At 61.6% G+C, this 26,782-nt stretch carries 26 protein-coding genes, 1 tRNA gene and 4 pseudogenes; 9 read left to right on the top strand and 22 right to left on the bottom strand.

What is annotated here, in order from left to right:
* Positions 1 to 159 precede the first annotated feature (159 nt).
* Positions 160 to 1,629 (bottom strand): arylsulfatase B, encoded by a 1,470-nt coding sequence (locus C7450_RS19505; protein ID WP_110376123.1) that lies wholly within the window; start codon positions 1,627 to 1,629, stop codon positions 160 to 162.
* A 56-nt stretch (positions 1,630 to 1,685) separates the two neighbouring features.
* Complete coding sequence (locus C7450_RS19500) at positions 1,686 to 2,708, bottom strand: AraC family transcriptional regulator (RefSeq protein ID WP_110376122.1); 1,023 nt, start codon at positions 2,706 to 2,708, stop codon at positions 1,686 to 1,688.
* A gap of 378 nt (positions 2,709 to 3,086) precedes the next feature.
* Between C7450_RS19500 and C7450_RS19495 the strand changes: the two genes are divergently transcribed.
* Positions 3,087 to 4,004 (top strand): alpha/beta fold hydrolase, encoded by a 918-nt coding sequence (locus C7450_RS19495; protein WP_110376121.1) that lies wholly within the window; start codon positions 3,087 to 3,089, stop codon positions 4,002 to 4,004.
* Positions 4,005 to 4,117: 113 nt separating this feature from the next.
* Here C7450_RS19495 and C7450_RS19490 read toward each other — a convergent pair whose 3' ends face one another.
* Genes C7450_RS19490 through C7450_RS19480 form a run of 3 tightly spaced genes read right to left on the bottom strand, consistent with a single transcriptional unit; the run spans position 4,118 to position 7,085 of the window.
* Positions 4,118 to 4,876, bottom strand: a complete 759-nt coding sequence (locus C7450_RS19490) for an ABC transporter ATP-binding protein (protein WP_110376120.1) — start codon at positions 4,874 to 4,876, stop codon at positions 4,118 to 4,120.
* Complete coding sequence (locus tag C7450_RS19485; RefSeq protein WP_110376119.1) at positions 4,870 to 5,949, bottom strand: FecCD family ABC transporter permease; 1,080 nt, start codon at positions 5,947 to 5,949, stop codon at positions 4,870 to 4,872. The genes C7450_RS19490 and C7450_RS19485 overlap by 7 nt, the downstream gene beginning before the upstream one ends.
* A complete protein-coding gene (locus C7450_RS19480; RefSeq protein WP_245449952.1) occupies positions 5,949 to 7,085 on the bottom strand; it encodes an ABC transporter substrate-binding protein in 1,137 nt (378 codons plus the stop codon). Before C7450_RS19480 ends, C7450_RS19485 begins: the two co-directional genes overlap by 1 nt.
* Before the next feature lie 101 nt (positions 7,086 to 7,186).
* Between C7450_RS19480 and C7450_RS19475 the strand changes: the two genes are divergently transcribed.
* Entirely contained in the window at positions 7,187 to 7,978 is a 792-nt protein-coding gene (locus C7450_RS19475; protein WP_110376118.1) for a class I SAM-dependent methyltransferase, read from the top strand.
* Between the two features lie 117 nt (positions 7,979 to 8,095).
* Here C7450_RS19475 and C7450_RS19470 read toward each other — a convergent pair whose 3' ends face one another.
* From C7450_RS19470 to C7450_RS34660, 3 genes and pseudogenes are all read right to left on the bottom strand, one after another.
* Positions 8,096 to 9,709: a family 16 glycosylhydrolase gene (locus C7450_RS19470; protein ID WP_110376117.1), complete on the bottom strand. Its 1,614-nt coding sequence runs from the start codon at positions 9,707 to 9,709 to the stop codon at positions 8,096 to 8,098.
* A gap of 402 nt (positions 9,710 to 10,111) precedes the next feature.
* Positions 10,112 to 10,846, bottom strand: coding sequence for a phosphotransferase (locus tag C7450_RS19465; RefSeq protein WP_110376116.1), 735 nt, complete (start codon positions 10,844 to 10,846; stop codon positions 10,112 to 10,114).
* 46 nt (positions 10,847 to 10,892) lie between these two features.
* A pseudogene (locus tag C7450_RS34660) lies at positions 10,893 to 11,005 on the bottom strand (IS3 family transposase); the annotation flags it as partial.
* A 441-nt stretch (positions 11,006 to 11,446) separates the two neighbouring features.
* Here C7450_RS34660 and C7450_RS19455 point away from each other — a divergent pair.
* A complete protein-coding gene (locus C7450_RS19455; protein WP_110376115.1) occupies positions 11,447 to 13,399 on the top strand; it encodes a PhoX family protein in 1,953 nt (650 codons plus the stop codon).
* A gap of 172 nt (positions 13,400 to 13,571) precedes the next feature.
* Here C7450_RS19455 and C7450_RS19450 read toward each other — a convergent pair whose 3' ends face one another.
* The 5 genes and pseudogenes from C7450_RS19450 to C7450_RS35170 form a co-directional block, all read right to left on the bottom strand.
* Entirely contained in the window at positions 13,572 to 14,300 is a 729-nt protein-coding gene (locus C7450_RS19450) for an SOS response-associated peptidase (RefSeq protein ID WP_110376114.1), read from the bottom strand.
* 391 nt (positions 14,301 to 14,691) lie between these two features.
* A complete protein-coding gene (locus C7450_RS34055) occupies positions 14,692 to 14,862 on the bottom strand; it encodes a hypothetical protein (protein WP_170147333.1) in 171 nt (56 codons plus the stop codon).
* Positions 14,862 to 15,011 carry a hypothetical protein gene (locus tag C7450_RS34050; protein WP_170147332.1) on the bottom strand — a complete coding sequence of 50 codons (150 nt, stop codon included), beginning with the start codon at positions 15,009 to 15,011 and terminating at the stop codon, positions 14,862 to 14,864. Before C7450_RS34050 ends, C7450_RS34055 begins: the two co-directional genes overlap by 1 nt.
* Positions 15,012 to 15,035: 24 nt before the next feature.
* Positions 15,036 to 15,311: an Imm27 family immunity protein gene (locus C7450_RS19445; RefSeq protein WP_110376113.1), complete on the bottom strand. Its 276-nt coding sequence runs from the start codon at positions 15,309 to 15,311 to the stop codon at positions 15,036 to 15,038.
* Positions 15,308 to 15,724: pseudogene (locus tag C7450_RS35170) on the bottom strand (polymorphic toxin type 10 domain-containing protein); the annotation flags it as partial. The gene C7450_RS19445 and the pseudogene C7450_RS35170, both read right to left, overlap by 4 nt.
* A 66-nt stretch (positions 15,725 to 15,790) precedes the next feature.
* Here C7450_RS35170 and C7450_RS34655 point away from each other — a divergent pair.
* Complete coding sequence (locus tag C7450_RS34655; protein WP_245449950.1) at positions 15,791 to 15,928, top strand: hypothetical protein; 138 nt, start codon at positions 15,791 to 15,793, stop codon at positions 15,926 to 15,928.
* A gap of 39 nt (positions 15,929 to 15,967) precedes the next feature.
* On the opposite strand, the pseudogene C7450_RS35165 reads toward C7450_RS34655, so the two are convergent.
* The 4 genes and pseudogenes from C7450_RS35165 to C7450_RS19420 all read right to left on the bottom strand — a co-directional run.
* Positions 15,968 to 16,135 (bottom strand): annotated as a pseudogene (locus C7450_RS35165) (RHS repeat-associated core domain-containing protein); the annotation flags it as partial.
* A gap of 227 nt (positions 16,136 to 16,362) precedes the next feature.
* Entirely contained in the window at positions 16,363 to 17,265 is a 903-nt protein-coding gene (locus C7450_RS19430) for an alpha/beta hydrolase (RefSeq protein WP_110376111.1), read from the bottom strand.
* Between the two features lie 350 nt (positions 17,266 to 17,615).
* Positions 17,616 to 17,954 (bottom strand): cupin domain-containing protein, encoded by a 339-nt coding sequence (locus C7450_RS19425; RefSeq protein WP_281064280.1) that lies wholly within the window; start codon positions 17,952 to 17,954, stop codon positions 17,616 to 17,618.
* 173 nt (positions 17,955 to 18,127) lie between these two features.
* A complete protein-coding gene (locus tag C7450_RS19420) occupies positions 18,128 to 18,754 on the bottom strand; it encodes a SpvB/TcaC N-terminal domain-containing protein (RefSeq protein ID WP_146227408.1) in 627 nt (208 codons plus the stop codon).
* A 239-nt stretch (positions 18,755 to 18,993) separates the two neighbouring features.
* Between C7450_RS19420 and C7450_RS19415 the strand changes: the two genes are divergently transcribed.
* From C7450_RS19415 to C7450_RS19395, 5 genes and pseudogenes are all read left to right on the top strand, one after another.
* On the top strand, positions 18,994 to 20,610 hold the full coding sequence (locus C7450_RS19415; RefSeq protein ID WP_170147331.1) for an arylsulfatase: 1,617 nt from the start codon (positions 18,994 to 18,996) through the stop codon (positions 20,608 to 20,610).
* Complete coding sequence (locus tag C7450_RS19410; protein ID WP_146227406.1) at positions 20,591 to 20,848, top strand: hypothetical protein; 258 nt, start codon at positions 20,591 to 20,593, stop codon at positions 20,846 to 20,848. The genes C7450_RS19415 and C7450_RS19410 overlap by 20 nt, the downstream gene beginning before the upstream one ends.
* Positions 20,849 to 20,987: 139 nt before the next feature.
* Positions 20,988 to 22,152 (top strand): annotated as a pseudogene (locus tag C7450_RS19405) (IS3 family transposase).
* A gap of 91 nt (positions 22,153 to 22,243) precedes the next feature.
* The gene (locus tag C7450_RS19400) at positions 22,244 to 22,546 is read left to right on the top strand and encodes an antibiotic biosynthesis monooxygenase family protein (protein WP_110376107.1); all 303 of its coding nucleotides are present in this window, start codon (positions 22,244 to 22,246) and stop codon (positions 22,544 to 22,546) included.
* A gap of 357 nt (positions 22,547 to 22,903) precedes the next feature.
* Positions 22,904 to 23,149, top strand: a complete 246-nt coding sequence (locus C7450_RS19395; RefSeq protein WP_110376106.1) for a hypothetical protein — start codon at positions 22,904 to 22,906, stop codon at positions 23,147 to 23,149.
* Positions 23,150 to 23,410: 261 nt separating this feature from the next.
* Here C7450_RS19395 and C7450_RS19390 read toward each other — a convergent pair.
* From C7450_RS19390 to C7450_RS19375, 5 genes are all read right to left on the bottom strand, one after another.
* A tRNA-Pro gene (locus C7450_RS19390) sits at positions 23,411 to 23,487 on the bottom strand.
* Positions 23,488 to 23,704: 217 nt separating this feature from the next.
* Complete coding sequence (locus tag C7450_RS34045) at positions 23,705 to 23,869, bottom strand: hypothetical protein (RefSeq protein WP_170147330.1); 165 nt, start codon at positions 23,867 to 23,869, stop codon at positions 23,705 to 23,707.
* Between the two features lie 199 nt (positions 23,870 to 24,068).
* Positions 24,069 to 24,710 (bottom strand): ABC transporter ATP-binding protein, encoded by a 642-nt coding sequence (locus C7450_RS19385; RefSeq protein WP_110376105.1) that lies wholly within the window; start codon positions 24,708 to 24,710, stop codon positions 24,069 to 24,071.
* A gap of 13 nt (positions 24,711 to 24,723) precedes the next feature.
* A complete protein-coding gene (locus C7450_RS19380; protein WP_110376104.1) occupies positions 24,724 to 25,899 on the bottom strand; it encodes a hypothetical protein in 1,176 nt (391 codons plus the stop codon).
* A gap of 408 nt (positions 25,900 to 26,307) precedes the next feature.
* Positions 26,308 to 26,748, bottom strand: a complete 441-nt coding sequence (locus C7450_RS19375; protein ID WP_110376103.1) for a hypothetical protein — start codon at positions 26,746 to 26,748, stop codon at positions 26,308 to 26,310.
* Positions 26,749 to 26,782: the final 34 nt, after the last annotated feature.

Raw genomic sequence — 26,782 nt, 5'->3', positions numbered from 1 at the left:
AAACAAAGACCCGGAGGCTATCCGGTGAACCGGAGTTCAACGGATAGACTCCAGCGCGCCGCGGAAGCTGAAATCAGCCCGTTGAAGGGCCGCAGAGCCGAAATCGCGCAGGGGCGGATCCTTCCCACCATCTCCGCGCGCGACCAAAGCAGTTCCGCGTCAGTCGTCCTCCAGCCCCATTTCGTAGAGGGCAGCACCAGGGGTGGACAGCGGGGCGGACAGCGTCGATTTCAGAGCAGCAGCGTAGAAGAGCGGCGGCGCCATGGTGCGAGCGAGCTCGACCACTTTGCCCTGCAGCTCAGAGACCTTCTCCGGATGCCGCGCCGAGAGATCGGTGGTCTCTGATGGGTCCGCCGCGAGATCGAACAACTCAATTTTAGGCGGCAACACGACCTGCCAGACCAGTTTCCATTGGCCGTCGCGAATGGCGCCCTGCGTGGGTTCGACATTATAGACCATCTCGTCCCGTCCGGCCTTTCCGAGAGCGAGCGCCGGCCATGCATCGCGGCCGTCCAACGGCTTTGAACGATCGAGCCGCGCGCCAGTCAGCTTTGCCAGCGTCGGCAGCATGTCGACTACATGCATGACACCCTCCGCCGTGCCGGGCTTGATATGGCCCGGCCAGTTGGCGAGCGCGACGACGCGCGTGCCGCCTTCATAGAGCGTGCCCTTGCCATCGCGATAGGGCGTGTTGTTGGGTGGCAACTCGCCTGTAACGGCGCCCTCGCCGGCGAACATCTTGTTGCGCGTGCCGCCGTTGTCGGAATGGAAGATGATCAGCGTGTTGTCACGCAGGCCGCGCGCGTCGAGCACGGCAAGCACCTTGCCGATCTCGTCATCCATGGCCGTGATCATGGCCGCATAGGCCCGGCGTGCCGGGTCCTGGATATGCGCATAGAGGTCGAGGTAGGGCTGCGGCGCCTGATAGGGCGTATGCGGCGCTGTGAAGGCGAGATAGAGGAACAACGGTGTGGCCGGATCATGGTTCTCCAAGAGACGCGCGGCCTCGGTGCCGAGAAGCGTGGTGTCGTAGCCCTCTTCCTTCACCAGTTCGTTGTCGCGATACCAATCCGTGACGCCATGCGCCTCGTGCTTGAAGTGGTCGATCTCGCCGACGAGCGGACCGTAGAACGAGTCGAAGCCACGCTGGCGCGGCCAGTATTTCGTGTCGGCGTGGCCAAGGTGCCATTTGCCCACCAGGGCGGTGCGATAACCTGCCTCCTTCAGCGCTTGCGGCAGAAGGTATTCGTCGGTCGCGAGGCCGTAGCTCGCGCCAGACGGAATCACGCCGGTCTGCAATCCGTAGCGCAGCGGATACCGGCCTGTCAGCAGGGCCGCCCGGGTCGGCGTGCACATCGGCTGGGTATAGAATTGGCCGAGCTTCGCGCCCTGTGCGGCGAGCCTGTCGAGATTGGGCGTTTTGATGTCGGAGCCATGGAAGCCGACATCCGCGAAACCCAGGTCGTCGGCGACGATATAGAGGATGTGCGGCCGGGGCGCCTCGGCGGCTCTGGCGCCGGAGGCCAGCGTGGACAGGCCGGCGATGGCCGCAAGGAAACCCGCACCGCCGGTCAGCACGTCGCGCCGGTGCGGCGCTGGGGAGGTATTATTCTTGGGGGCGTCGTTCATGAGGGTACTCACAGGATCGCGGCACGTTGAGCCTTAACCAAACGGGGGGCCGTCACTCAATTGCCATTTCGCGCCATCACCGCTCGGCGCCAGGCTAGCGGGGCGCGTCCCTCCCAGCGGCGGAAGGCGCGGATGAAATGTGCGGGGTCGCGATAGCCGAGCAGACGCGCTATGGTGCCGACGGCGAGTTCGGAACCCTCGAGATGCTGGCGCGCATGGTCGCGTCTCCAGGCGTCGACCTGCGTCTCGAACGATGTGCCAAGCGCCGCGAGGCGCCGCTGCAGGCTGCGTGGCGAAAGGCCGAGGCTGTGGGCGGCATTCAAGAGCGACAGCGTTCCCGCGAGCGCGGCCGCGGAAATGATGCGCTCCAGCGCCGCCATCAGCGCCCCGTCGTCACGCCATTGCCAGTAGCCCGCCACGGACGGCGCCTCGCCGATCGGCGCTTTTACGCCGCCGAATACCAGATTGGGGCGGTCCGGCCAGGCGGCGTCGAAGTCGACGACGACACCGGCGCCGGTGCCGAAAGAGACAGCCACGCCGAGCTTGTCCTCATAGGCGCGAACCGGCGCGCGTGCGCGATGCGGCAGGCTGATATGAAAATTCCCGCCCTCAGCACCCGAGATGGCCCGCAGCGTCGCGACCACGAAGGCGGCCACGCCCTCGTTGAGGACGCCGGCGTGAGTGGCATCGCTATCCTGCAGGGTGTGACGCCAGTAGGCCCGGCCGTCCCACTCCTCCAGGGCGATCTGGACGCCGCCCTGGAGCGTTGGAATGTGACGCTGGTGAGCGCTCAGGCATTCGCGCAATGTCCGGCCAGCGAAGAACGCCTGTCCGGCAAGCCCGAGACGATTGGGATCGGCCGATGCGGCCAAGTCCAGCCCGATCGTCGGCGCGCCCGCCCGCCTGGAGAGCTCCTGCAGCAAGGTCGAAATCTGCGCGCGCGCAACGATACGGTTCGCGTCGAGGTCCTGGCCGATACCGGCCCGGTTCAGGAGCGGTGCCAGCGCGACGCCTTGGAGCTCGGCCACATCCGGCAGCATATGCATCAACGACAAACTGACCGGATGGCGGTCCCACATGTGCAGCACTCCAAGGGTGCGGAGGCACGATAAGGAAATTGCTAACGCTATCCCCTTCGAGAAGCCAAACACTTTATGTCGACATGTCTGCCTCCGGCGCCTCCCATCATTGGGGTCCCGGCCGATCCGCGCCGGTGGCCGGGTGAATGAATTCGGTTTCAGGCTGAACGCCAATGTCGCCGATGGCGAGACCGCCGCTCTGGATCTCGGTATTGGCGATGAACAGCGTCGCGCCTCAGCATCGTTCGGACCGTCCGGACATTAATTTCGCTGATGCGTGACTCATCCGAACGCCCGAGGAATGCTACCTTCGCCATTGCCAACGGGGCTGACAGCGACGGTCGCACCGACCGCCATCCCGACAGGTGGAGATCCGCGATGTTGAAATTCGCTTTGGCGCTCGGCGCGCTAGCCCTCACCACCCCGGCGCTCGCTCAGGTGCCCGACTTCCCGTCGTCCTTCAAGACGCAGGAGATCGCGACCAATGGCGCGAATATTCACGTTCGCACCGGTGGACAGGGACCGGCGGTCGTCCTCCTGCACGGCTATGGCGAGACCGGCGACATGTGGGCGCCGATGGCCGCTGATCTGGCGCGGGACCATACGGTGGTGGTGCCTGATCTGCGTGGGCTCGGCCTGTCGTCCAAGCCAGCCTCCGGCTTCGACAAGAAGACCCAGGCCGGGGACGTCGCCGGCGTGCTCGATGCCCTCAAGATCGAGCGCGTCGATCTGGTCACCCATGACATCGGCAACATGGTCGGCTTCGCTTTCGCGGCGCAGCATCCGCAGCGTGTCCTGAGCTTCATTCTCATCGATGCCCCGGTGCCCGGCGTTGGGCCATGGGAGGAGATCCTCAAGAACCCCTTGCTCTGGCATTTCCGTTTCGGCGGGCCCGACATGGAGCGGCTTGTGGCCGGCCGCGAGCGCATCTATCTCGATCGCTTCTGGAACGAGTTCTCGGCGACTCCGAGCCGCTTTACGGAAGCGTCGCGAGAACACTACGCCAAGCTCTACGCCTTGCCAGGCGCAATGCATTCAGGCTTCGCCCAATTCGCCGCCTTCGACCAGGACGCCATCGACAACCGCGCCTATCTGGCGGCCGGCGGCAAACTCACCATGCCGGTGCTGGCGGTCGGCGGCGCGACGTCATTCGGCGCGGCGATGGCCGCCACAATGCACGACGCGGCAACCGACGTGACCGTGGGTGTCATTCCAGACTCCGGCCATTGGATCATGGAAGAGAACCCAACCGCGACCGTGGCCCTGGTGCGTGCCTTCCTCGACAAAGCGCGCTGACCGCACCGGTCATGACAAGCTTGGCCGAGACATCGAACAGGGGCTCGGGCCGAGTTCGCGCGAAGATGCTTCGCGATTATGTCCCGATGAACCGTCCAGCGGTCATACGCGCGTCAGACGGCTAAATTGCCGTCGACGATGACGTGGCTGAGATCGCGGGAACAGCGCTCGATCCTGGCTTCAACGCGATAGACATCCCGCAACATATCGGCCGTGATGATGTCGCCGGAGAGGCCACAGGCGACCATCCGGCCCTTGGCGATGATCAGCGTCTTGTCTGCGAAGCGAAGGGCCTGATTGAGGTCATGGATCGCGATCATGACGATCATGCCGCGCTGCTTCGCCTGCTTGCGCATGAAGGCGAGCACTTCCATCTGCCTGTGGAGATCGAGCGCGCTGGTCGGTTCGTCCATGATGATGACGTCGGGCTCGCGCGCCAATGTCTGGGCGATGGACACGAGCTGGCGCTGCCCCCCGCTCAGCGCGCCGAGATCGCGGAAGCTCAGATCCCGGATGTCGAGCGCTTCCATGATGTGATCGATCAGGCGGAGGTCGTCATCACGGACGCTCCACGACTGGCCCTGCTTCCGTGCCAGCAGGATCGATTCATAGACCGTCAACACCGCATTCGCCGAACTGTCCTGCGGCATGTAGCTGATGGCCCGCTTGCCTTTGGCGCTGCCCTCCAGGCGAATATGTCCCGGCCCCTTCAGGAGGCCGGCGACCCGCTTGAATAATGTCGACTTGCCCGCGGCATTCGGGCCGATGACGGCGACGATCTCGCCCCCTTTCAGCACCGGCGTGCTGATCTCCGAGACCGTCAACGTCTTGCCGTAATAGGCCCCGACCTGATCGAGCTGGAGCGTCACCATGAGCGCCTCACATCGGTCAGGATCAGCGAGAAGAAGAACGGCACGCCAACCAGCGCCGTGATGATGCCGATCGGGAAGACCACCCCGGGGATGATCGACTTGCTGACGATCGACGTGACCGACAGCAGGAGCGCGCCGGAGACGACCGAGCCGGGCAGAAAGAAGCGCTGATCTTCCCCGAAAATCATGCGGGCCATATGCGGGCCGACCAGCCCGACGAAGCCGATCGTCCCCACGAAGCTGACGGGGATGGCCGCGAGGAACGAGATGATCAGCATGGTCTCGAGACGTATGGACCGCACATTCACGCCGAAACTCGCGGCCTTGTCTTCACCCAGGCGAATGGCCGTCAAGGCCCAGGCATTACGCGCGAACAGCGGCAGTGCAATCACCAGGACGGCGAGCGTGATCCAGATCTTCGGCCATGTCGCCTTGGTCAGGCTGCCCATGGTCCAGAACACGACGGTCGCAAGCGCCTGCTCGGACGCGAGATATTGCAGGAAGGCCAGTGCCGCATTGAACGTGAAGACGAGCGCGATGCCGAGAAGCACCACGGTCTGGACGGACACGCCGCGCATCTGGGAAATGAAATGGATGAACAGCGTGGCGACCAGCGCCATGAGAAAGGCGTTCAGCGGCACGATGAGGCCCGAGGCCACCACGGGCAGGAAGGGCACGCCGACGACGATGGCGAAGGCTGCGCCGAAACTCGCCGCGGCCGAGATACCCAGGGTGAACGGGCTCGCAAGCGGATTTGCGAGGATGGTCTGCATCTGCGCCCCGGCGACGGAGAGGGAAGCGCCCACCACGATCGCCATGACGGCGACCGGCATCCGGATGTCCCACACGACCGTGCGGACGGAATCCGAGACGGCGTCCGGGTTGAAAACCGCCAGGATGACGTCGGCGAGACTGTAGCGGGCCGGGCCCCAGGCCAGATCAATGGCGAAGGAAACGCCAAGTGCCAGCACCATGGCCGTCAAAATGGCGAGCTTCCTGCGAACAAGCGCGCGGTATTGACCGCGCCCCTCGCGGACACCGACCACAGGTTCTGCCACGGGCAGCGTCGACATTATTTCTCGCCGCGGTCCAGGGAGACCCAATAGCCCGGCTGATAGGCGATCGGCAGGAACTTGGCGTGGAAATCCTTGAACGTGGCATCCGGATCAAGATCCGCGAAAAGCTCGGGATGGAACCACTTGGCCATCCTCTGGATCGCCACGAACTGGTAGGGGCTCGTATAGAACTGGTGCCAGATCGCGTGAACGTCGTTGTTCTTCACGGCTTTGGATCCGCTGAAGGCAGGCTCCTTCATCAGCGCCGCAAGCGCTTCCCGGCTTGCCCGCGCCGACGCATCCGCCCCCGGTCCGACATTGACGAAGTTCTTGGCGTTGGGGGTCTGGCTCCAATTCGCGCCGGTCACCACGATGACATCGGGATTGGTGGCGACCACCTGCTCGGCATTGATGGAGCCGGTATAGCCGGGCAGGAAATCCGAACCGATATTATGCCCACCCGCCAGATCCGTCATGAGGCCGAAGTTGTCGGGCCCGAAGGTCCCGCAGCATTCGACAAGACCGGCTGCGCGATACATGAAGACGTTCGGGCGCTTGGGATTGGCAGCCTTCAATGTATCCGTGACGCGCGCAAGCTCCTTGCGCCAATAGGCGGCAACCTCTTCCGCACGCTCGCTCTTGCCGAAGAGCTGCCCGAGGACCTTGAGGCTTGGCTCCGTATTCTTCAGGATATGCTCGCGGAAATCGACATAGACGACCTTCACGCCGATCTTGCCCAGCATCTCCTCGAGCTTGACCTCGTCGGCCGCCTTTTTGTCGCCGATGGTCAGGATCATGGCGTCGGGCTTCAGGTTGACCACCGTCTCGGTCTGCAGCGTCCCGTCGGTCAGATTGCCGAGAAACGGCACATCCTTGGCCTTGGGAAACTTCGCCACATAGGCATTGTAGCTGTCGGCGTCGTTGCGCATGAGGTCGTTGCGCCATCCCACCACCTTCGAGAAGGGATCGGGTTCGATGGCCGCGACGGAATAGAGAAGGCGGCCCTCACCGAGGATGACGCGATCAACCGGCTTGTCGAATTGGACCTCACGTCCCGCGACGTCCTTCACGGTGAAGGCTTGAGCCATGACGGCGGCTGGTGTCAGCGCTGCCAGCGCGACAACGGCGACCACGGTACGATGAAGAAATCCCATTTCGACCGCCTCATTAATTTGCTATGAGGTCCGCCGATAGGAAATAGACGAGAGCTCGTCAATTGCTATCTTTTGTAACAATTCCAAAGAGTTTGCTTCCCATGACGGACGTGCATAGCTCAAATTACTCGCTGCGCGACGAAATTCGCGAGTATTGGTCGATCCGTTCCGAAACCTTTGACTTGAGCGTCGGCCATGAGATTTTCTCCGAGGCGGAAAGGCGCGGCTGGCATCGGCTGATCCTGCGGCACCTCGGGCGCGGGGAGGGGCGTGCCGCGCTGGACCTGGCCTGTGGCACGGCCGTCATCTCGCATCTCATGTATGATCTGGGCTTTGCCGTTACGGGCGCCGACTGGTCGGAAGCCATGCTGTCCCGGGCGCGCGCCAAGGCGGCGAAGCGCGGCAGCGATATCCGCTTCATCATGTGTGACGCCGAGAACACCATGGAAGCCCGCGGCAGCTATGATGTCATCATCACGCGCCACCTCGTCTGGACGCTGGTCGACCCCAGGGCGGCCTTCGCCGAGTGGTATGCGCTGTTGAAGCCCGGCGGGAAGCTGCTGGTCGTCGATCTGAACCAGGACAAGAAGACATGGGTCAGCCTTCTCCGCACATCGCTGGCCAAAATCACCGGCAAGCCGACGACGGGAATGGACGATCCAGACCTTGTGAGCCGTGATCGGCGCATCCGGTCGCAGCTTTTCTTTTCCAAGGGCATGACCGCGGAAGCGGTGGTGCCGCTCCTTGAGGAGGCCGGCTTCACCGCGCCCATCGTGGACCGAAAGATGCACGATATTCATTGGGCGCAGGCACGCCGGATGACGGTGTTGCGTGGGCTCGACCGGCTTCTGCAAGACCGTTACGCCATCTGCGTCACAAAGCCAGCGGCTTGATGCCAACGCGCGCCGCGCGGGGTGTTGCCCGCCGGGTGGCGAGCAGCACGCAATCGTCCCGCGCCTGCCGTGATGTCTCAGGCAGCCCGGTGTTGTCTCAGGCAGCCCGGTGTTGTCTCAGGCAGCCAAGGTGTAGTCGGCAGCATCGATACCGAGGATGCTCGCCACGACTTGCCCATTCTCTCCTGCGGCGTCGGCCGCGTAGAGATCGGTCAGCGCCTTGGCCGCGGCGAAGTCGGTCGCATCGAGCACGGCCTTCGCCCCTTCGGCGTTGCTGAGCCCCTTCTCCAGGGCGAAATAGGCGGCAATTTCGGCTTTCTCGATGAGTTCCGCGCCGTCTGCGCCCGCTGTGCCCGAACGTGCGGACAGGATGAAGGCGAGCGGGATATCCTCGATATTCAGCCGGCCGCTATCGACTGCATCGACCCAATAGGCGAAACCATCGGCGTCAGGCGCCCGGCCGAGGATCTCGCGATAGGCGGTGTCCACGATCTCGGCCGTCGACTTGCCGGCGAAGCGGCCAGGCTCGGCAGCTGTGAAGAACTGCTCGGCGATATCGTCGATCGCCACGCCGTCGCTCAGGAGGCTGGTCCAGAAATAGAGCCCCATGGCATCCGGCGCACGATCGAGATACGAGGTGTAGAGATCGATGATCATGCCGATGTCGGCGGCGTCCGCGTTGGCTGCCTTGATCATCGGGACGAGATCGATGGTCTGGTCGGCAAAGCGCAGTTCCTGCATATTGACGACGACATCAGTGCCCTCGGCATCGCTGCGGTCCTCGACGATGACGGCGCGCTGCGCCGCGTCCATGCTGAGGGCGAAATTCTCCGCGCGTCCCATATAGGTCGCGACGTTGTAGCCCGCGTCGCCGTCGAGGACGTCATCACCGCCGCCGCCATGCAGGCTATCGTGCCCGGCACCGGCAAAGAGGTGTTCGCCGGCGGAGGTGCCGACGAGGTTTTCGCTATCGACCGAGCCGGCTGATTGAGCGAGCCGCTCCACCTGGACGCTGTCGACGCTCGCGTAGAAGACGCGATTCTGGCTGGGGTCGCGCGTGGCCGTCAGCGACGGATCGCCGACGCCGACCCAGTTGCTCGGAGCACCCCAGATGTTGAAGTGCAGGTTCATCGGCTTTTCCGGAACGATCGAGGTTTCTGTTCGCACAATCGTGCCATCGATCTTCCAGATCACGACACCTTTGTACCATTCGATCCGGTAGTCGTGATAAATGCCCTGTCCGCCCGGAAGGTCGTGGTCCTTCGGGTGGCCTTCCGACAGGTCTTCGTTATGGTAGGGATTGGTCTGCGCCACGTTGTAGCGCTTCGACATCAGCTCCCAATCGATCTCGTCATGCGAGGCGCGCGGGCCGGCGAAGGTGAAGAACCCGATGACAACGCCCGGCTGCGTCTGGTCGGACTTCATCCGCGCCTCGAAGGCCAAAGGTCCGTTATCGAGGCTGAACGTCTGGAGTGAGATGGCTTCGTTGCCCAGGAACGAAGGCGCATACTGGGGATAGTCCCGGTTGCCGTCGTGGTAGGTGTCGAGACGAAGACGCATCACCCCATCGCTCACGACGGGCAAGGACTGGCGGACGTTCGTGCCGTTATAGAACGCGGGATTGTCGTCTGCCCGCCAGTGATTGTAGTCCCACTTGCTTGAGCTGACGGGACCGCTCCCGTTGAAATCATCACTGAAAATGATCTCGGATTCTGTACGCTGCGTTGTCATCTGGAAGCCCCACGCCTTGCAAAACCGCGTCCACGAAAACGGTTACTGATTGTTTCACAGGATATGTCAGCTGCGGGGCGTCGGCGACAATAGGTGTGGCGTCTCAATAGTGGTCTTTGCATCTCAAGCGCGAAATCTGCCGAGACGAATCCATAACTATTTGAATAATAGTGAGTTTTTGATATCGATTGCCGCCGATCGTGCCTGGCCGGCGCATCAACTCTTCGTCAGAGGGGACCGCATGGTGATTGGCTGGCCCGTGCCGCCGATGCCGTGATCTGCGAGGAAATGTCTCTTGCTGAGGCTGGTTGCGCCTTCGGGAGCCACGCCAGCGCCAAGACGAGGGCGGCCATCGCTGGAAGCATTTTACGTGGTGCATTGACAACACTGGCGCAGCACTGCTCAGTTCGCTCGAACTTCGGCCAACCGCCTGATTGCGTACTCATCCTGCCAGCAGACAGCGGCCTCCCATGCGGCTGAAGCTTGCGCGGCAATTTCAAGCGCGCCGTCTTCGAGATCTGCAGCGTTGTCGGGCAACACAAGATCAAGGTCGGGCACGTCGACGTGTGATTCATCCCAGTCGATCAATGCGACCCTGTCTGCGGTCATCCGGACGTTGCTAGGGTTGTTGGGGTTGCCGTGGACAACGCATGTTTGACGCCCGACTAACCGCGCCCACGCGGCCCGACATCGAATAACGCCGTCAGGCGGCATCGCAGTAAGGTTGACCCTCGTTCCGGTTTCAGCATGCAGGAGGTCGGTCGACGATCGCCATCCCGGACGCTGCGGCCAGCCTTGTGTCAACCGATGCAGCTCGCGGAGCGTATCGGCCACGCGACGCCAGTCGGAATTAGTCTCGGGCGGTCCACCCTCCATGTATTTCATCACGACCAGACCGTCCGCGAACAGCCGGCCGCCAGTCGTCAGGATCGGGACTGGAACGGTCATACCTTCACGGTCGAGGTGTTGGAGTAGCGCGGTTTCCCAGGCGAGATCGGTGTCGGTCCTGGAGCCGAGACGACCGACCGCAATCTGCCCGTATACGCGAACGCGCCACACGTCATTCGCTAATCCACCAGTGAGTGGCTCGATGCGAACTGCGTCTTCACCCCATTGTCCGAGCGCTTCCCATCCCATTGGCGATATCCTTGGCGAGCATGACGTTGCCCCCTATTTGCCTCATTCATAACTGGACTCTGTTCTGGCTGTGGTCCGTTCTGGACCGGGTTGCAACTCGTTCGGGGTAAGGCCGCCAAGGCTCGTATGAGGCCGGTGGGCGTCGTAGTCCATTCTCCATTCACCTCCGTCGCCGAAACCCTCATCACAATCGCCGCTTCTGCCACCCTGCTGCGCCGATGGCAGTGAACCAAGCCCCTTCTCAAACACCCTCTTACACTTTCGACTTCATCCGCAACGGATGCGCTGAATCGGTGCCGACGCGCTTCCTCTTCACCTTCGAAGAGATTGATGGCCGCTGGCTGATCACCGGGCACCACTCATCGCGGCTGTCAGAAGCGCTTTGATTCGAACTTGGTAGACACGCTGAATTCCTTGATTCGCGACGATCTCAAGCAGCTCGACCGCACCGTCTGACGAGATTGGAGCGTCAGGGTTCATCAAAGCTTCTTATAGCCGTTCTAATCGGATCAGGTCGCTGACGCGATGCGCTCGTCCATTGCTGACGACGAACCCTGTGGCCCCTAGGGCCTTGCCCTCCGAAGGAATCCGAGGTCAGACATGCTCGATTCGACCAACGCTTCGCGCCGCCAGGCACTGAAATTTCTCGCCAGCGTACCGATGCTGCCGCTCGGCACGTCGGCAGCTACCTCGCTGCTGGCGCTCGGCACGGCGCCCGCCGCCGCTGCGCCGGCGGGATTCGTCTCGGCGACGTTCAGTTCGATGGCCGCACCCTCGCTCGCCGATCCGGCCGCCATGGCGACCACGACGGTTGGTTCGGAGCTGACGGTCACGCTCGCCGACGGCGGCACACAGTCGTTCAAGCTGGCCTACGAGCCGTTCTTCATCACCGGCGACATGGTGCCGAACGGCAAGGGCGGGCAGATCCTGGCGGGCGGCTATTACGACATCCACAACGAGCCGATCATCGACACCTCGGTGCCGGGCAAGGAGCGCCAGTTCTTCTCGGATTCTCCGGACGGCACCTCGCTGCTGGCACCGATCGCCGGTGCAAAGGTCGACGGCGTGAAGGGCGAGACCGTATTCGCCGTCGTCCAGTTCGAATATATGTCGCGTGACCAGAAGGGCGACGACACCTATGGCCGCATGCCCTCGCCGATCGCCGTCCTGACGCTCGATCAGGATCCAGGCACCGGCAAGCTCAGCCTCGTGAAGTATCACAATGTCGACACCGCTCAGGCGCACGGCCTGTGGATCACCTGCGGCGCCAGCCTTTCCCCGTGGAACACTCACCTCTCGAGCGAGGAATACGAGCCGGACGCGTTCTCGGCCTCCTCTAACAAGCAGTTCCTGGCCTACAGCAAGAACCTGTTCGGCGACGAGAAGGCGGCCAACCCCTATCACTACGGCCACCTTCCGGAAGTGAAGGTCAGCGCTGACGGTACCGGCACGCTGACCAAGCACTACTGCATCGGCCGGATCTCGCATGAGCTGGTGCAGGTGATGCCGGACCAGCGCACGCTGCTGATGGGTGACGACGCGACCAATGGCGGCCTGTTCATGTTCGTCGCCGACAAGGAAGCGGACCTCTCGGCCGGAACGCTCTATGTCGCGAAGCTCGGCGGCAAGCTCTCGACCGACGCCGCGGCGCCGGCCGACACGATCACCTGGGTGAAGCTCGGCCACGCCACCAGCGCCGAGATCGAGAAACTCGCCGACACGCTGAAGCCGACGGATATCATGGAGATCGCCAAGGAGGACCCCAAGGATCCGAGCTATACCCGGATCGCGATGGGTGGCTCATTCCACTGGGTGAAGCTGAAGCCGGGCATGGAGAAGGCCGCGGCCTTCCTGGAAACGCACCGCTACGCCGCGCTGATGGGCGGCAGCATGGTCTTCACCAAGATGGAAGGCACCACCGTCAACACCAAGGAAAAGGTGGCCTATTCGGCGATCTCCTCCATCAGGGACTCGATGGTGAAGGGCGGCAAGGGCTGGTACGAGACCTCGGGCGTGGCGCTGAACAAGCCGCTTGAGGCGGGCGGCATTCTGGCCCACACCGTGAGTGGCGGCCAGAAGGACAGCGGCGGCGAGGCGATCGCCAGCGAGTGGGTGCCGTTCGAAACCCGCTTCGTGTTGACGGGCGAGGACATCACCCCTGACGCGCTCGGCAACACCGCCAACCCGGACAAGATCGGCAATCCGGACAATATCAAGTTCTCCGAGCGCCTGCGCACGCTGTTCATCGGCGAGGACAGCGGCATGCACGTCAACAACTTCCTGTGGGCTTACAACGTCGATACCAAGCAGCTGTCGCGCATCATGTCGGTACCGGCCGGCGCAGAATCGACCGGGCTCCATGCTGTCGATGAGCTCAACGGCTGGACCTATGTGATGAGCAACTTCCAGCACCCGGGTGACTGGGAGAAGATCCACGCCAAGGTGAAGGATACGCTCGATCCGTTGGTTCGCGCGAACTACAAGGACCGCTTCGGCGCGGCCGTCGGCTATCTGACGGCCGATGCGACCAGCATCAAGCTCGACAAGGCCTGATCCGGCGGATCGTCGCGAAAGGAAGGAATGGTGGAGCGGGCCATTGCCCGCCCGCCAGCGGCTCAGGTGGGCGGCCGGCGTTCAGACGTGTCAAGTGTAATGTCCGTTTTTGAAGCGCCAATGCGGCTTCGACGACTGACATCGGGGCGCAAAATGGCCGACGGCCGGTCCGTCAAAGAGATGGAAGAGCGTCGTCGTTCTTGACGCCCCGCGCCACGATCATGAGCGCACCGTCCGGCAGCGGGCGCTGTAGGGCCTTGGCCTCGCTCCAGGGCGCCCGCATCCAGATATCCCGCTCGTCCTCGGTGGTGAGAATGACGGGCATAGCCTTCGGATGGATCGCGCCCACCTCGGCATTCGGGTCCGTGGTCAGGAAGGCGTAGAGGTCGGCGACCTCCATCCCGGTCTTGACCTTGCGCACGCTCGGCCAGCGCTCTGTCCAGATGCCGGCGAAGAAGGCGAGCGGCCTCTCCTCATCGAAGGCGAACCAGATATCGCCGCCGGCCGCCTTGTTGAACTCGCTGAATGAGGTGAAGGGCACCAGGCATCGGTTGTCCGGCCCGAGCCAGCGCTGCCAGTGCTTGCTGTCGGTGTTGCGGACGTTGGTGGTGCCGCTGTCCAGCTCCATCTTCAGCAATTCCTTGAAGTCGACGGCCTGGCCCTTGGCCTCGAGCTTCTCGGCGCGCCGCTTGGCGGCCTGCATCAGGGCGAACTGCGAGGACGGCATCCCCCATCGCGCCATGGCCAGTGCCCGTCCGTTCGCTCCATGGCGGACGATCGGCGCGGAATAGTCGGGAAAGATGCCCGGCATGCGCTGGAGGTTGCCCGTGTAATCCTCAAAGGCCTTGGCCAGCTCGCGGATAGCTTGCTGGCCCTTGGTCATGGAATAGAGATTGCACATGGCCTTCTCCCTCGGATAGGCCAGCTTCGCACGGTCCTTTTTCCACAGGCAAGCGGCTGGGAGCGCGACGCGGCGTGTCGAACGGCACGGAATGAGCGTCTTTTTGTTCTTTTTTTGTTCTCATTTTTCCCGGCCAGGGTACAATGGCCGGCCATGAGCCATCTGGACACTGACAAGGCCGTGGAAGCGATCGCGGCGGCTTATTTGGAAGAGGAGCGCGATGCCCAGGCGGCGTTGGAGGCTGGTCGCCTTGTCTCTCGCGGCTAGGTCCGCAGCCGGGAGATGCTCGGTGTAGAGACGACTCGATTGCGTTACCTGCCCCGAGTTGTGATCGCTGCGACCTGCCTCGTTTCACATATGACGCGCCGAGGCCCATCAGCACGCCGCGACCTTAAGCCAGCACGAAATCCGTGAAGGTGGCGGCGCCGAGGCCGGTGAGGACGAAATCGGTGGTGACGGAGAAGGTCAAGTCGCCGTTGACGCTGATGCAGATGACCGGCTGTCCGTCGAGGGTGACGCGGGCGATGGGGCCGTCGGCGAAGACGCTGGCGACCGCCTTCATCAACGCCTCGCCGTGGCCGCCCAGGCATTGATGAAGGCGGTCTCGGTCATGCCGGGATAGAGCGAGACCCACCAGGCATAGCCATTGGGCTCCGGCGCCCGCCCGAGGAAGGCATTGTACATCTGCGCTGTGAATTGTTGGGCGGGCATGGCTTTACCAATCCATAGTGGAGTTCAGATGTTGTATTTCTTTGCTGCCGCTTGAGTAGAAATGTATTCAAGGCGCGGCGGTCCGCCGCCGTTTCTATCACCATCTGGATTCGTCCACTCCCAAAATCTTCCGTCTTCCGGATCCTGCAGAAGAACGGCCCAGTCCTGTTCGAAAACCGATATTCTTTTCAGATAATGATAACCTAAGTAATTTATTCTTTTGTTGATTTCTCGCGCTTCGGGTGTGTCGTCCCATGTGGCTTCGATGACAGTCTCATTTGGAGATATTACGTGTGTCATCTTACTGTCCTTCGGGTGGTGTCTTCGGGGAATGGGCCGTTAGGTATCACAAACTCGGGCAGCCCAGCCTTGGTTCTCCCGCCGTTAACAAAATTAGCATCTGGCCGATTATAGGGAGAGGCGATATCAAGTCCGCGAGATGAAAACTCGAAAACATTGAAAGCCTCGGCCTCAGGAATTGCCAGCGCCTCTGAGATTTGCTTTGCGTTTAGACCTCTTAGGGCTTCGGCATCTGTTACAAAAACGTCGCCCCGTGATAGTGGCCCCAGTGCTGGTGGGTTGGGACCGTATATCTCTGGCACCGCTCGCGCTAGCGTTTCGGGCACCGGATTCGCTAGCCCATCGAGCGTCGTAGTTTTTCCAAGAACTTGCGCAGCAGCCTTCTCCGCCCGGACCGCGGCGCCTGCAGCGCGTAGGGCTGCTACCCCCGTTTTGACACCTGCCCCTGTTGTCGCGACCGCCTTGGCGGGAGCTGCAGCTTGCCCCGCCCCCTGAAGGCCTTCACCGACAAACTCCAGGAACCCACCTATCGCCTCCAAGGCATTCAAGGTGAAATCGCCGATAGGGTCGCGATTCGTTGCCTGATCACGCGCCTGCTGCTCTTCATCAGGCTCTGATCCGTCTCGATCCCCCATCGCCGTCGTATGCCCATTCGGAACTGACTTATTGATGGGATCATTGAAGGCATAGGCGTAGCGGTTGGTGCCGACGCCGGGATCGGTGGGGAGATACCAATCCGGCGAGATAAACCGCCCGAGGGCGGGATCGTAGAAGCGGGCGTTGAGATAAAGGAGCCCGGTCTCGCTGTCCCGGCGCTCGCCGATGAAAGCCTTGGCTTACCTGAAGGTCGAGGTGGTGATCGGGATCTGGCCGTAGGGCCGGTAATAGCGGTGGAGGACCTCGGCGCCGGAGGCGTCGTCGCCTGCGGGGTATAGGCGAGCAGGGTCTTGGTCTTGACGCGCTTCAGGCCGTCATAGGTGTAGGTGGTATGCTGGCGGCGACGCTCGTAAGGCCGAAACAATCTGCCTGATCAACGCAGTTCCGGCGCAACTCATCGCATCACGGAATTGATGAAAGCGGCGGCGCTCACGAGCGCTTTGCGACCGTCTTCCAATCCGGCATTCCAGACTGGCCAGGCATGGATCATGTGCGGCCAGACTTCGAGCCTCACGTCGACATCTGCCATGCCCACAGCTTCAGCAAGACGCGTCGCATCCGACAAAAGTGCCTCTGCGGATCCAACCTGGATCAGAATTGGTGGAAAGCCATTGAAGTTGAGGAACAGTGGCGAGATCAGAGGATCGCTTCGATCCATCGCCGCTGGAACATAGGCGCTTGCAAGTTCTTCAAGGTATGCCGCATGGATAATGGGGTCGATGGCCTCCTTGACCGCCAATGACGATCCTGACATCGTCAAGTCGGTCCAGGGCGATACCAGCCAGGCGCATGCGGGAAGCGGTTTTCCTGCCTCTTGCAAACGGTTGACAAGAGACAGGGCGAGATTTCCGCCCGCGCTATCGCCTCCCAAGGCGATATGCTTGGGCTCGATCCCTTGGCGGATTAGAAATGACCAGGCACTGAGCGCATCCTCGTGTTGCGCAGGAAACGGGTGTTCCGGAGCCCTGCGATAGTCGATCGCCAGAGTTCGCATACCGGCATTCCGACCCGCTTCAGTGACGAGGCGGCGATGACTTTTGATCGAACCCGAACAATAGCCCCCTCCGTGGAAGTACAACAGCACTTTGGCCGGATCGCTGCCGGGTGCGATAGACCATTCCCCGCTGACAGCACCGCATTCGACAGACTCATACGCGATGTCGTCAGCGACGGGCCAAAAAGTCCCTACCTCGTCGAGGCGCGCGCGTCTATTGTCCCAGCCAACAGGCCGCGGAGCAGACGCCAACATCTCGCGCAGCGAAGCGATTTCTTTGAGTGCCTGCTCATCAGCGGTCATCGCCTGGGCCCTTAATGTGAGAGATCAGCCTTATATGCATAGCGGAATGGTGGGTGCGCAATCCCACCAGTCTAAGCCCCCCTTCGAGCAGATGCACCGGCTTCAAGCTCCCATAAACGAGTGTGGATCCTAGGGAGATTGCCGGACGCCCTCCAGGCTAGGCATGGTTGCGGACATTGGCTCGCCGAAGATTGGCGATTGCGGGCTAGCGCGCCGTCAGCCGAGCGAACGGCCCTCAGATGATCATCCGTGAGAAGCAATCGCGTGGCCGTGCGTCGGTTCCCGTCCCATTTCTCGGATCGGCGCTTAACCGTCTCTGATTGTCTCGGGCTAACGCCAAGTCCTTGCTGCTATCGTGGCAGCGAGCCGAGAATGGCGATGTTGTGCCGTTCGGCGGCCGCCATCAGGAGCGTCATGTCGGGAGCAGCCGGGGGCGCGTTGCTCGGAACGCTCGTCTCGGCGATGAAATCGGTAAAATCGCTTCCGGTCGTCATCAAAAGGATCCGTGCCGACTGGTCGCCTTCGATGCGAAATCCGTGCGGAACGTTGCGCGGACCGAAGGCGAAGTCGCCCGCCTGAAGCAGCCTGCGTCCGTCTTCAAAGATCACCGACATCTGGCCTTCGAGGACGTAGAACGACTCGTCCTCGGAACGATGCATATGCCAGGGCGACTCGAAACCAGCAGGTATGACCTGCTCGATCAGGCTGAAGTGCCCCCGGTCAATTCGCGGTCCGCCTTGATCCAGGTCGGAAGGCCGAGAAACCGGATTTCGCGGGCGCGGGAGGGCGCGCTCGTATCAGCGGCAGCAATGATGTTCATCGCAGGTCCCTCTCTGGACACTTGGTTGTGTCAACAGGCATATTAGCGACCTTCGTTGAAGAGAATATGCTTGTAGCTCTCGACCCGCGTCGTAAAGTTGCCGCCATAGCTGCAACTCGGGCTGGACGGGGCTTGGGCGCAGGGCACCAGCTCGGCGCCATCGAGCAGCCAGGTGTCGTCGGTGTTGAAACGCGGTGCGCCATTGACGCGCGACACCCGCACAATGTCGGAGAGGCCGCCAAGGTCCCAGCCAACCCCGAGGAGGCCTGCGGTCATGCCGCCGGCGCGCAGGCCCTGGCTCGAATCATAGACGAGGCTGAGCTTCGGCTCGAGCCCCCGGAACCCCGGCACCTCCAGCGGAATGCGCTGGGTGAAGCTGCCGTTGAAGGGCGCTTCGGGCTCGGTCGGTGCTTGCTTGTCGAAGTCGCCGATCGTGATGGCCGAGGGTGTCTGCTCAGCCAGGACCGTCGGGCCGCCTGCTTTCTCGGTCTCGGCCTTCTCCGCGTCCTTCTTGTCCGTATCAGCCTTGTCGGTGTTCGCCTTGTCCGTCTCGGCCTTGGCCGCATCCGGTTTGGCCTCGGATTTGGCCTCCGACTTGGGGCCCGACTTGGCCTCCGCCTTGGGCGTCGCCATGGCGGGCGGCTCGCTCTTCACCGGATCGGGGGTCACCCCACCGGCCCCAAGGGGCGCGGCGGCCGGATCTGCGGGGGCGGAAAGGCCTTCCTCGGGAAATAGAAGGCCGACGCTTAGGTAACCTCGTAGCGATAGAGGCTGCCAACCGCCCCACCGGTAAGCGCGCGAACTCCAGAATGCTTACGCTTCTGCTTGCCACATCCTCTTTCTGACACCCTAATGGGATGTCCCACTGAAGCGGTCATTTCGCGCGGTGAGTAATAACGGAGGACGCTGTGAGAGTAAGACATCTTCTCGCATCAGTTGTTTTTGCCGGTGTCACTGTCGGAGCTCTGACTTCACCGTCATTGGCGCAACAACGGACCAGCCCGCCAGCACAACCGCAATCCCAGCCCGCCACCCCGTCTCGTCCCAACATCCTCGTTATTTTCGGCGACGACATCGGCCAGACCAATTTGTCGACCTACAGTTTCGGCCTCATGGGCTATCGCACCCCGAATATTGATAGAATCGCCAATGAAGGTCTGAAGTTTACCGACTATTACGCCGAGCAAAGCTGCACGGCTGGCCGTTCGACATTTCTCACCGGGCAGTCGACGCTGAGAACCGGTCTTTCCAAAGTCGGTCTTCCAGGCGCAGATGTGGGTCTTCAGGCGACGGACGCGACAGTGGCCTCCGCCCTCAAGAGCCTTGGCTATGCGACTGGGCAATTCGGCAAGAACCATCTCGGCGACCGCGATGAGTTTCTGCCAACCGCGCACGGCTTCGATGAGTTCTTCGGCAATCTCTATCACCTGAATGCCGAGGAAGAGCCGGAGAACTTCAACTACCCCCAGGATCCCGCTTTTCGCCAAAAATTCGGGCCGCGCGGTGTTATACGATCTTCCGCGGACGGCAGGGTTGAGGACACTGGGCCGCTCACGCGAAAGCGGATGGAAACCGTTGATGACGAAACCTCGGCGGCGGCCATCGACTTCATCGACCGGCAAGTGAAGGCCGATAAGCCATTTTTCGTCTGGATGAACACCACCCGGATGCATTTCCGCACCCATGTCAGGCCAGAGAACCGGAGCAAACCCGGATTGACGGCACTCACGGAATATGCTGACGGAATGGTCGAAACCGACAAAGTCATCGGTACCATCCTCAGTAAACTCGACCAGCTTAAGATTGCCGAGAATACGATTGTCATCTACACGACCGACAACGGACCCCACCAGAATTCATGGCCCGACGCCGGTACCACGCCGTTCCGAAGCGAAAAGAACACGAACTGGGAGGGTGCCTTTCGTGTCCCGGCAATGATACGCTGGCCCGGTCATATCCAGCCTGCATCCGTCGCCAACGGCATTTTCTCAGGGCTCGATTGGTTCCCAACACTACTCGCGGCCGCGGGCGATACCGATATCAAGGAGCGGCTGCTGAAGGGGATCGATCTCAACGGCAAGCAGTATAAGAACCACCTCGATGGCTACAACCAGCTTGACTATCTGACGGGCAAGACGGCCCAGAGCGCGCGCAAGGAGTTCTTTTACTTCAATGATGACGGCCAGTTGGTCGCTTTGCGCTACGAGAACTGGAAGGTCGTCTTCTCCGAACAGCGCGCGACCGGCACTTTGCGCATCTGGGCTGAGCCCTTCACGCCGCTGCGTGTGCCGAAGCTCTTCGACTTGCGCTCTGATCCCTACGAGCGAGCGGATCTCACGTCGAACAGCTACTACGATTGGCTCATAGATCGGGTCTATCTGCTGACGCCGGCCCAGGCCTACGTTGCGCAGTTCCTGGGAACGTTCAAAGAGTTCCCACCCGCCCAACGTCCAGCGAGTTTCTCGATCGATCAGATTCAGGAGCGGCTCGAGGAGCAGTTTAAGAATGCGGGTAGCGGTCAATAACCCATCGTTCACGCAAAATCTGAATACCTTACCCAGCACTCGAAAGTTGCCGGGTAAGGCCACATTCGATACACGGAGCGGAGCGCACCACCTCGGGCACGCCATCGACTGCTGCGTGACCATCCTCGATGCGATGGAGACGGGAAACCTTGTGGATGTCAGGCCGGTGAGGGGCAAGGCCTCGGCGATCCCGAAGCGCCTGGAAGCGGTGATCCGCTTGACAAAGAACGACAAGTAATCGAACCTCAAGCCTCGCTTTGTCAGATGGGCGATAGCAACTGACCAGGTGACTGATCGTCGACGACACCAGACGATTTGGCCTGCTGCCGGTTTCGTGGACACCGAGATTGGGTGTTTCATGAAACCGGAGGTGGCGTATGAGGCGACGACAGTTTGGGCGTGAGTTCAAGATCGAGGCGGTTCGCCTGATCAAGGATCGCGGAGTGAGTGTGGCGCAGGCGTCTCGGGATTTGGATGTCCATGAGAACCAGCTGCGCAAATGGGTTAAGCTCTTCTCTGCCGATCCGGCGCAGGCTTTTCCCGGCCACGGCCAGATGAAGCCGGAGCAGCTTGAGATCGAGAAGCTGCGGCGCGAGGTGGCCAAGCTCAAGGCGGAGCGCGACATCCTAAAAAAGGCCGCAGCCTACTTCGCGAAGGACGTGACATGAGGTTCACGTTCATTGCGAAGCACCGGGGGATCTGGCAAGTTCTTGTCGGAAGAATTGGGCATGGCTTTGCGAAGCGCTGGATGTGTCGCGCTCGGGCTTCCATGCCTGGCTCAACCGGTTGCCGAGCCGGCGTTCACGCGACGACGAGGAGATCGGCAACAGGGTCCGGGCAAGCTTCCTTGGTTCGGATCGGACCTATGGTGCCAGGCGTGTCTGGCGGGACGTGCTGGCGGAGGGCATCGATTGCGGCCTGCATCGCGTCGAGAGGCTGATGCGTGCCCAGGCTTTGCGTGCCAGGCCGCGTCGGCGCAGCCTGCCCAAGGACGGTGGCCAGCGATCGGCCATCGCGCCGAATACGCTCGGCCGGGAGTTCCATGCCGAGCGTCCGAACCAGCGCTGGATCGCCGACTTCACCTATATCTGGACCGCAGAAGGTTGGCTGTACGTTGCCGCCGTCATCGACCTCTTCTCCCGCCGTGTGGTGGGCTGGTCGATGAAGCCCGAAATGACCGCCGGGCTCGTGACCGATGCGCTGATGATGGCGATCTGGCGCAGAGGAAAGCCGGATGCCCTGCTGCACCCTTCGGACCAGGGCAGCCAATATGCCAGCGAGCAGTTCCAGAAGCTCATGGCCGACAACGGCGTCACCTGCTCGATGAGCCGCTCTGGCAATGTCTGGGACAACGCCGCGATGGAGAGCTTCTTCTCCTCGCTGAAGACCGAGCGGATCAGAGGCAGGGTGTACCGGACACGTGACGATGCTCGTGCCGACGTGTTTGATTACATCGAGCGCTTCTACAATGCCGTTCGCCGGCACTCGACCATCGGCTACATCAGCCCGGTCGAGTTCGAAAAGAAGGTCAGGTTAGCTTAACTGGCCGTCCACGAAAACGGCAGCAGGCCAATTGGAACTCCCCCTTCGTGATAGGCAAGGCATCAGGCAACAAAAGAGAGGACCGAACCGTATGATCAGCCTAATAAATGTCTTCACGGTAGATCCCGCCAACCAGGACCGGCTCCTCGATTTGCTTGCGCGCGCGACCGATGAATTCGTCAGCCGGGCACCTGGCTTTGTTTCCTCGACCCTTCATCGGAGCCTCGACGGCACGAAAGTGACCATGTATGCGCAGTGGCGCAGCGTGGAAGACTATGAGTCCATGCGCCAGGATCCTGGACCGCTACCCTTTCTCGAAGAGGCGCTCACGATCGCGAAATTTGAGCCGGGCATGTATGAGGTCGTGTGCACATTCTCGCCTATTGATAGTTAGGCCTCGCCCCCGCGCGCGAATCCGGACTTCCGCTGTTGGCCCATCGCGACATATTGCGCTGCCGCACGAACTCGGCCGCTATAGGGGTAAAGCGGACATTGCGTTCGTCGCATCACGTCGCTGGGTTTATGGGTACACGGCCTTGGCCATCACGCAATTCACTTCGCATCGCCGCCCCATCTTCGGGACGGGGCGGCTTTTGTCGTTCAAGGTTCCGACGAATCTCGTCGCCACCTCCGACGAAATTCGTCGGATGTCATCGTACGAAGTTCGTTCGATGTGATGGTGGGCCTCGGTTGAGCGTACCATCGTGGGCGAAGTGGTCCGCAACGCCATCGCCAAGACGGGAGGCGCTGCATGACGGGGCTCCCCCTGAGCGAGACGACACCGGACGCGACGATCCTGGACGTGGATCTGTCCGGCGTGGAAATGACCCGGCTGTCCGCCCTCTATCTCGCCATCAACACCGCCAAGGACGTGCTCGCGGTTCACTGCGCCACGTCGAGCGGCGCAGTGGAAGATCTTCTCGGGGTTCGAGGTCGAACGGCTCAGCTTCATGCTGGCGGCGGTGCAGGAGGAGGCAACACACCGCCTGCCGAATGACCTGACCGAGCGGCGGGCTCGGGCCGGCATCATCGCACGATGGGGCCTTGAGTGTGGTCAATGGCGGTGGGTGGCTGATGGGGTGAAGGCAGCGAACGCCGCCTGATTCGGCCAAGCCCTTGAATAGAGAAGGCGCCCTCGCGGCGCCTTTTCCCATCCCAGGTATCTGTCCCAGGGCCTCAATCTGTCCCCATAACTGTCCCCGCCCTAGAATTTAAGGGAACAGATATAGAAAAAAGTGAGGAAACTCAGTGGCTTTGATGGTCGGAGTGAGAGGATTCGAACCTCCGACCCCCTCGTCCCGAACGAGGTGCGCTACCAGACTGCGCTACACTCCGACATCGCTTGCCGCGAGGCCGGTCTTATAGCTCTGCCATCGGCGGTCTGCAACCCATCTCGATCAAACAAATGCATCTTATCCCAAATTCCCGCCTTCTGACCCGAGGTTCGGCCGGCCTGCTATCCGCTTCCAGGTTATGATTGACGACCGATCGCTGCATGTCGGTTGCCGATTGGCGAGCGATATCATCGGCTTATTTCTATCCCGTCGAGATCTCAGCGCGTTGCGGTCGCCTGGCGCAGCCCTGCCTTCTTCAGCAAGACGGGCAGGTCGATGAGCGAGTGCATATTGAGCACTGTGACGTGCAAGATCAGGTATCTCTGCACCCTCAGGATCTTGTTGACGTGCTGCCGGCGGTGACCATGGCCGGCGGCCGACATTGAGGCCAGCTTGCTCGGCCCTCTGAGTGAACGCACACCAATCAACGTCGAGGGCGCGGCGCGATCACGCGCACCCCGCCCAAGTTGCGAAAGGCATCAGGACCTGACCTGCGCCGAGCTTGCGGCCTTTGGCCGCCGGAATGGAAGGCGGCGGCCCGGTTCGGCAGGATTGCGATACCTGTGCGAATTCGGTGGTGGGTCATTTTGGATGTCTGTTTATGACCCTGAGCGATAAATCCTTCATCGTCAGGACATTCGCTTCGGTAGCGGCGACAAAGTCTCTGTCGTGTGAAACATAGAATATCGTCGTCTCGCGGGAGCGTTGACGAATAAGCTCTGCAAGAAGGTCACGCGACGCGAGATCTAATCCGTTGCTTGGCTCGTCAAGAAAAATGACGTCTGGTTCTCCAATCCAAGCCGCGCACAGAAGCAGCTTTTTTTGCGATCCAAGGGACAGGTTGGAAAAGCGGACGCCCATGAAGGGCGGCAGCCCGAACCCATCGATCAGTCCGACGACATATGTGTCGAGCGGGCGCTTTTTCGCCATGCAAACGAAATCGAGCAGATCTGAGCCTGTCAGGAATGGATAGATTGGGCTCTCGTCTGGCGCGTAGGAAAGGTGCTGGCGCGCCCGCAGCGGCGCTTCGCGCATACCGACGCCGGCTATGCAGATATCGCCGGCGTCCGGCTCCTCCGCGCCGGCGAGCAGTCGCAACAATGTAGACTTTCCGCAGCCGTTCGGACCTTGCAGCGCCCAGGCTCCAGCCGGGAGTTCAAAGCCGATTTCTTGCAGGACGGGCCGCCCGCTGTACGATTTGCGCAACCCTTCGCATTTCAGCATCGAAGCGCTTCCTTCAATGGGCGACGGCCGCGATTGCCGCACCCGACCAAGCGGTCGTCAAAAACACCAAATAGAGAACGGCTCGCCGCCCGCCAAAAACAACGGGAAGCCGGATCGCTGCGAGCAACGCCAGAAAAGCCGCCGAAAGAGCGGTGAGGACGGGCACGGCGGCGACTTTGTGGATGATTGCGGGCAGCAGCAGAATGGCCAGCGGCGGCAGTCCAAGCAAACACACCAGCAAAGTGTCGCAAATCGCCCAGAACCTGGCCCGAAGGGGCAGTGTCGCAGAATAGAGCGCCATTGTCATGTGAGCCATGCGCAGCGCGCGGTAGAATCCGCTGAGGAAGATAGCGACAAACGCCATGGCGACCACGACCGTCGTCGCGGAGCGGGAATCGTAGTCGAAGGCCTGGAGCAGAAAATCGGCAAAGGCGGCCATGCCCAGCGCCGCGCAAATACGCAGGACCGAGCCGATAGGCGTCTCGACCAACGCCTTGAGTTGAATCCGCAAAGCAATGGGTGTTTTTAGCGCCAGGCTGTTTGACCGTAATTTTCGCGGCGCTTTGATTGATTTTATTGAGGCGGTCAACCGCGACTCGGTAAAGCCCGCCACCGCCAGCGCCGGAGCGGCGAAGAGAAGCACCCACTGAAGCGGCCAGCCGTTGACTGTCAGAGACAGAGCCAGGGGAATATTCGCCGCGAGAGCTGCCATCATCGCCGCGGTGTTTCGTTCGAGCAGCGCCAGTTGCGCCGACAAGAACAGCACGAGGAGCGCCAAAAGAGCCGCAATTCTAAACGCGCCGGGATACGGGTCGCCGGCTGGCGGGAACGCCGCCGCCAGCACGAAAAGAATCAGCCAGAGGTTGTCGGCAGCCGCCAGAATAAGAAGATTGACGGCGCGCCGCGCGCCGGCCGAAAGCGGCATTGTGCTTGCATAGGACGTAAATTCCCCGCCGCCAATCGCGTTTCGCTGCGCGCCGGTCCATGCTAGTCCCGCCGCTTGCAACAGTAGCGGAAACACGATGCGCCACCCGAACCCTTGATCACGAGCGAGGAGGTCATTCAACAGCGCCGAAAGTCCAAGCAGAAACGTCATGTCCCAGGGGATCACTGCGCCGGCGACAAAACACCATAGCCAATTCCGCAACAGGACGTCGCCGGTCGCCTTCGCGTACCAGCGCAATCGCATGTGCACGAACCTAGGGATTGGGGACCGCATGCCCACTCCAGCTTGTGACAATCCTGCGCCGATTCGCCGGGAGCTGCGTCAGATCATAGGCAAATTTTACAGCAAAATTATGGATGAACGCAAAAAGCCGAGGCTCGACGAGCTTGACTCATCGAGCCTCGGTCAAGCCCGCGCGGCGCTTGAGCGGAGCCGACGTGCAGATGCGTCAGCATCTCTGCATGTCGGTGTAACGCGTTCCTACCGCTTGGACTGCGCCGGCATGACGGACTGCTTTTATGGTTCGCTTGAACTTTGCACAGACCCATTTTGGGCCTGAAGCCGCAAATTCAAATCGCCCCGTTACCGGGATTTCGGTGGGTTTGACATAGACAGGTCTGATGACGATCAAAGGGGGGCGGATGCCGTCTGTCACCGCTCGCGGACGAGAAGCCCGCAAGCGACCGCCCTGTCGGTCGGCGTGACGTGGGTATAGCAATAGTCCAATGTGTTGGAATCCACGACGGTGCCGGTGAAAGTGCCATCTTGATCGGCCATCACGAAGCGTTTCCCATCCACGGACAGGGCACCGATCAGCCTCTCCGAGACCTTGTCCGAGGAGAGCGACCCCCAGAAGGTCCTGCCTTCCTGTCCTTCAAAACGGAAGACGAATTTCGAGTTGTGCCTTTTCAGCGTGTCCTGGCCCGGGACGGCCGTGGTTCCGCTCTCGTGGTGGCGGCTCTGCCCGTCCACGATGTGAGCGCCCTGGGAGGGGGTCCATGTCCCCTTGATGGCGAGCATATCCTGCGCAAGGGCACCTTCGCCGGCAGCCAACAAGCCTATAACCCCACCAACGATACGCAGATGTTTCATGACCAGCCCTCCCATCTTGGCCAACTGTAGCGTG

The organism is Chelatococcus asaccharovorans (genome assembly GCF_003201475.1).
Lineage (GTDB): Bacteria > Pseudomonadota > Alphaproteobacteria > Rhizobiales > Beijerinckiaceae > Chelatococcus > Chelatococcus asaccharovorans.
This window is presented reverse-complemented; position numbering and strand designations above follow the sequence as displayed.

What these genes read in the sequence shown, in the direction of transcription:
- C7450_RS19505 (WP_110376123.1), bottom strand. Translation starts at nt 1,629, where the DNA reads ATGAACGACGCCCCCAAGAATAATACCTCCCCAGCGCCGCACCGGCGC.
- C7450_RS19500 (WP_110376122.1), bottom strand. Translation starts at nt 2,708, where the DNA reads ATGTGGGACCGCCATCCGGTCAGTTTGTCGTTGATGCATATGCTGCCG.
- C7450_RS19495 (WP_110376121.1), top strand. Translation starts at nt 3,087, where the DNA reads ATGTTGAAATTCGCTTTGGCGCTCGGCGCGCTAGCCCTCACCACCCCG.
- C7450_RS19490 (WP_110376120.1), bottom strand. Translation starts at nt 4,876, where the DNA reads ATGGTGACGCTCCAGCTCGATCAGGTCGGGGCCTATTACGGCAAGACG.
- C7450_RS19485 (WP_110376119.1), bottom strand. Translation starts at nt 5,949, where the DNA reads ATGTCGACGCTGCCCGTGGCAGAACCTGTGGTCGGTGTCCGCGAGGGG.
- C7450_RS19480 (WP_245449952.1), bottom strand. Translation starts at nt 7,085, where the DNA reads ATGGGATTTCTTCATCGTACCGTGGTCGCCGTTGTCGCGCTGGCAGCG.
- C7450_RS19475 (WP_110376118.1), top strand. Translation starts at nt 7,187, where the DNA reads ATGACGGACGTGCATAGCTCAAATTACTCGCTGCGCGACGAAATTCGC.
- C7450_RS19470 (WP_110376117.1), bottom strand. Translation starts at nt 9,709, where the DNA reads ATGACAACGCAGCGTACAGAATCCGAGATCATTTTCAGTGATGATTTC.
- C7450_RS19465 (WP_110376116.1), bottom strand. Translation starts at nt 10,846, where the DNA reads ATGGGATGGGAAGCGCTCGGACAATGGGGTGAAGACGCAGTTCGCATC.
- C7450_RS19455 (WP_110376115.1), top strand. Translation starts at nt 11,447, where the DNA reads ATGCTCGATTCGACCAACGCTTCGCGCCGCCAGGCACTGAAATTTCTC.
- C7450_RS19450 (WP_110376114.1), bottom strand. Translation starts at nt 14,300, where the DNA reads ATGTGCAATCTCTATTCCATGACCAAGGGCCAGCAAGCTATCCGCGAG.
- C7450_RS34055 (WP_170147333.1), bottom strand. Translation starts at nt 14,862, where the DNA reads ATGAAGGCGGTCGCCAGCGTCTTCGCCGACGGCCCCATCGCCCGCGTC.
- C7450_RS34050 (WP_170147332.1), bottom strand. Translation starts at nt 15,011, where the DNA reads ATGCCCGCCCAACAATTCACAGCGCAGATGTACAATGCCTTCCTCGGG.
- C7450_RS19445 (WP_110376113.1), bottom strand. Translation starts at nt 15,311, where the DNA reads ATGACACACGTAATATCTCCAAATGAGACTGTCATCGAAGCCACATGG.
- C7450_RS19430 (WP_110376111.1), bottom strand. Translation starts at nt 17,265, where the DNA reads ATGACCGCTGATGAGCAGGCACTCAAAGAAATCGCTTCGCTGCGCGAG.
- C7450_RS19410 (WP_146227406.1), top strand. Translation starts at nt 20,591, where the DNA reads ATGCGGGTAGCGGTCAATAACCCATCGTTCACGCAAAATCTGAATACC.
- C7450_RS19400 (WP_110376107.1), top strand. Translation starts at nt 22,244, where the DNA reads ATGATCAGCCTAATAAATGTCTTCACGGTAGATCCCGCCAACCAGGAC.
- C7450_RS19395 (WP_110376106.1), top strand. Translation starts at nt 22,904, where the DNA reads ATGACGGGGCTCCCCCTGAGCGAGACGACACCGGACGCGACGATCCTG.
- C7450_RS34045 (WP_170147330.1), bottom strand. Translation starts at nt 23,869, where the DNA reads ATGTCGGCCGCCGGCCATGGTCACCGCCGGCAGCACGTCAACAAGATC.
- C7450_RS19385 (WP_110376105.1), bottom strand. Translation starts at nt 24,710, where the DNA reads ATGCTGAAATGCGAAGGGTTGCGCAAATCGTACAGCGGGCGGCCCGTC.
- C7450_RS19380 (WP_110376104.1), bottom strand. Translation starts at nt 25,899, where the DNA reads ATGCGATTGCGCTGGTACGCGAAGGCGACCGGCGACGTCCTGTTGCGG.
- C7450_RS19375 (WP_110376103.1), bottom strand. Translation starts at nt 26,748, where the DNA reads ATGAAACATCTGCGTATCGTTGGTGGGGTTATAGGCTTGTTGGCTGCC.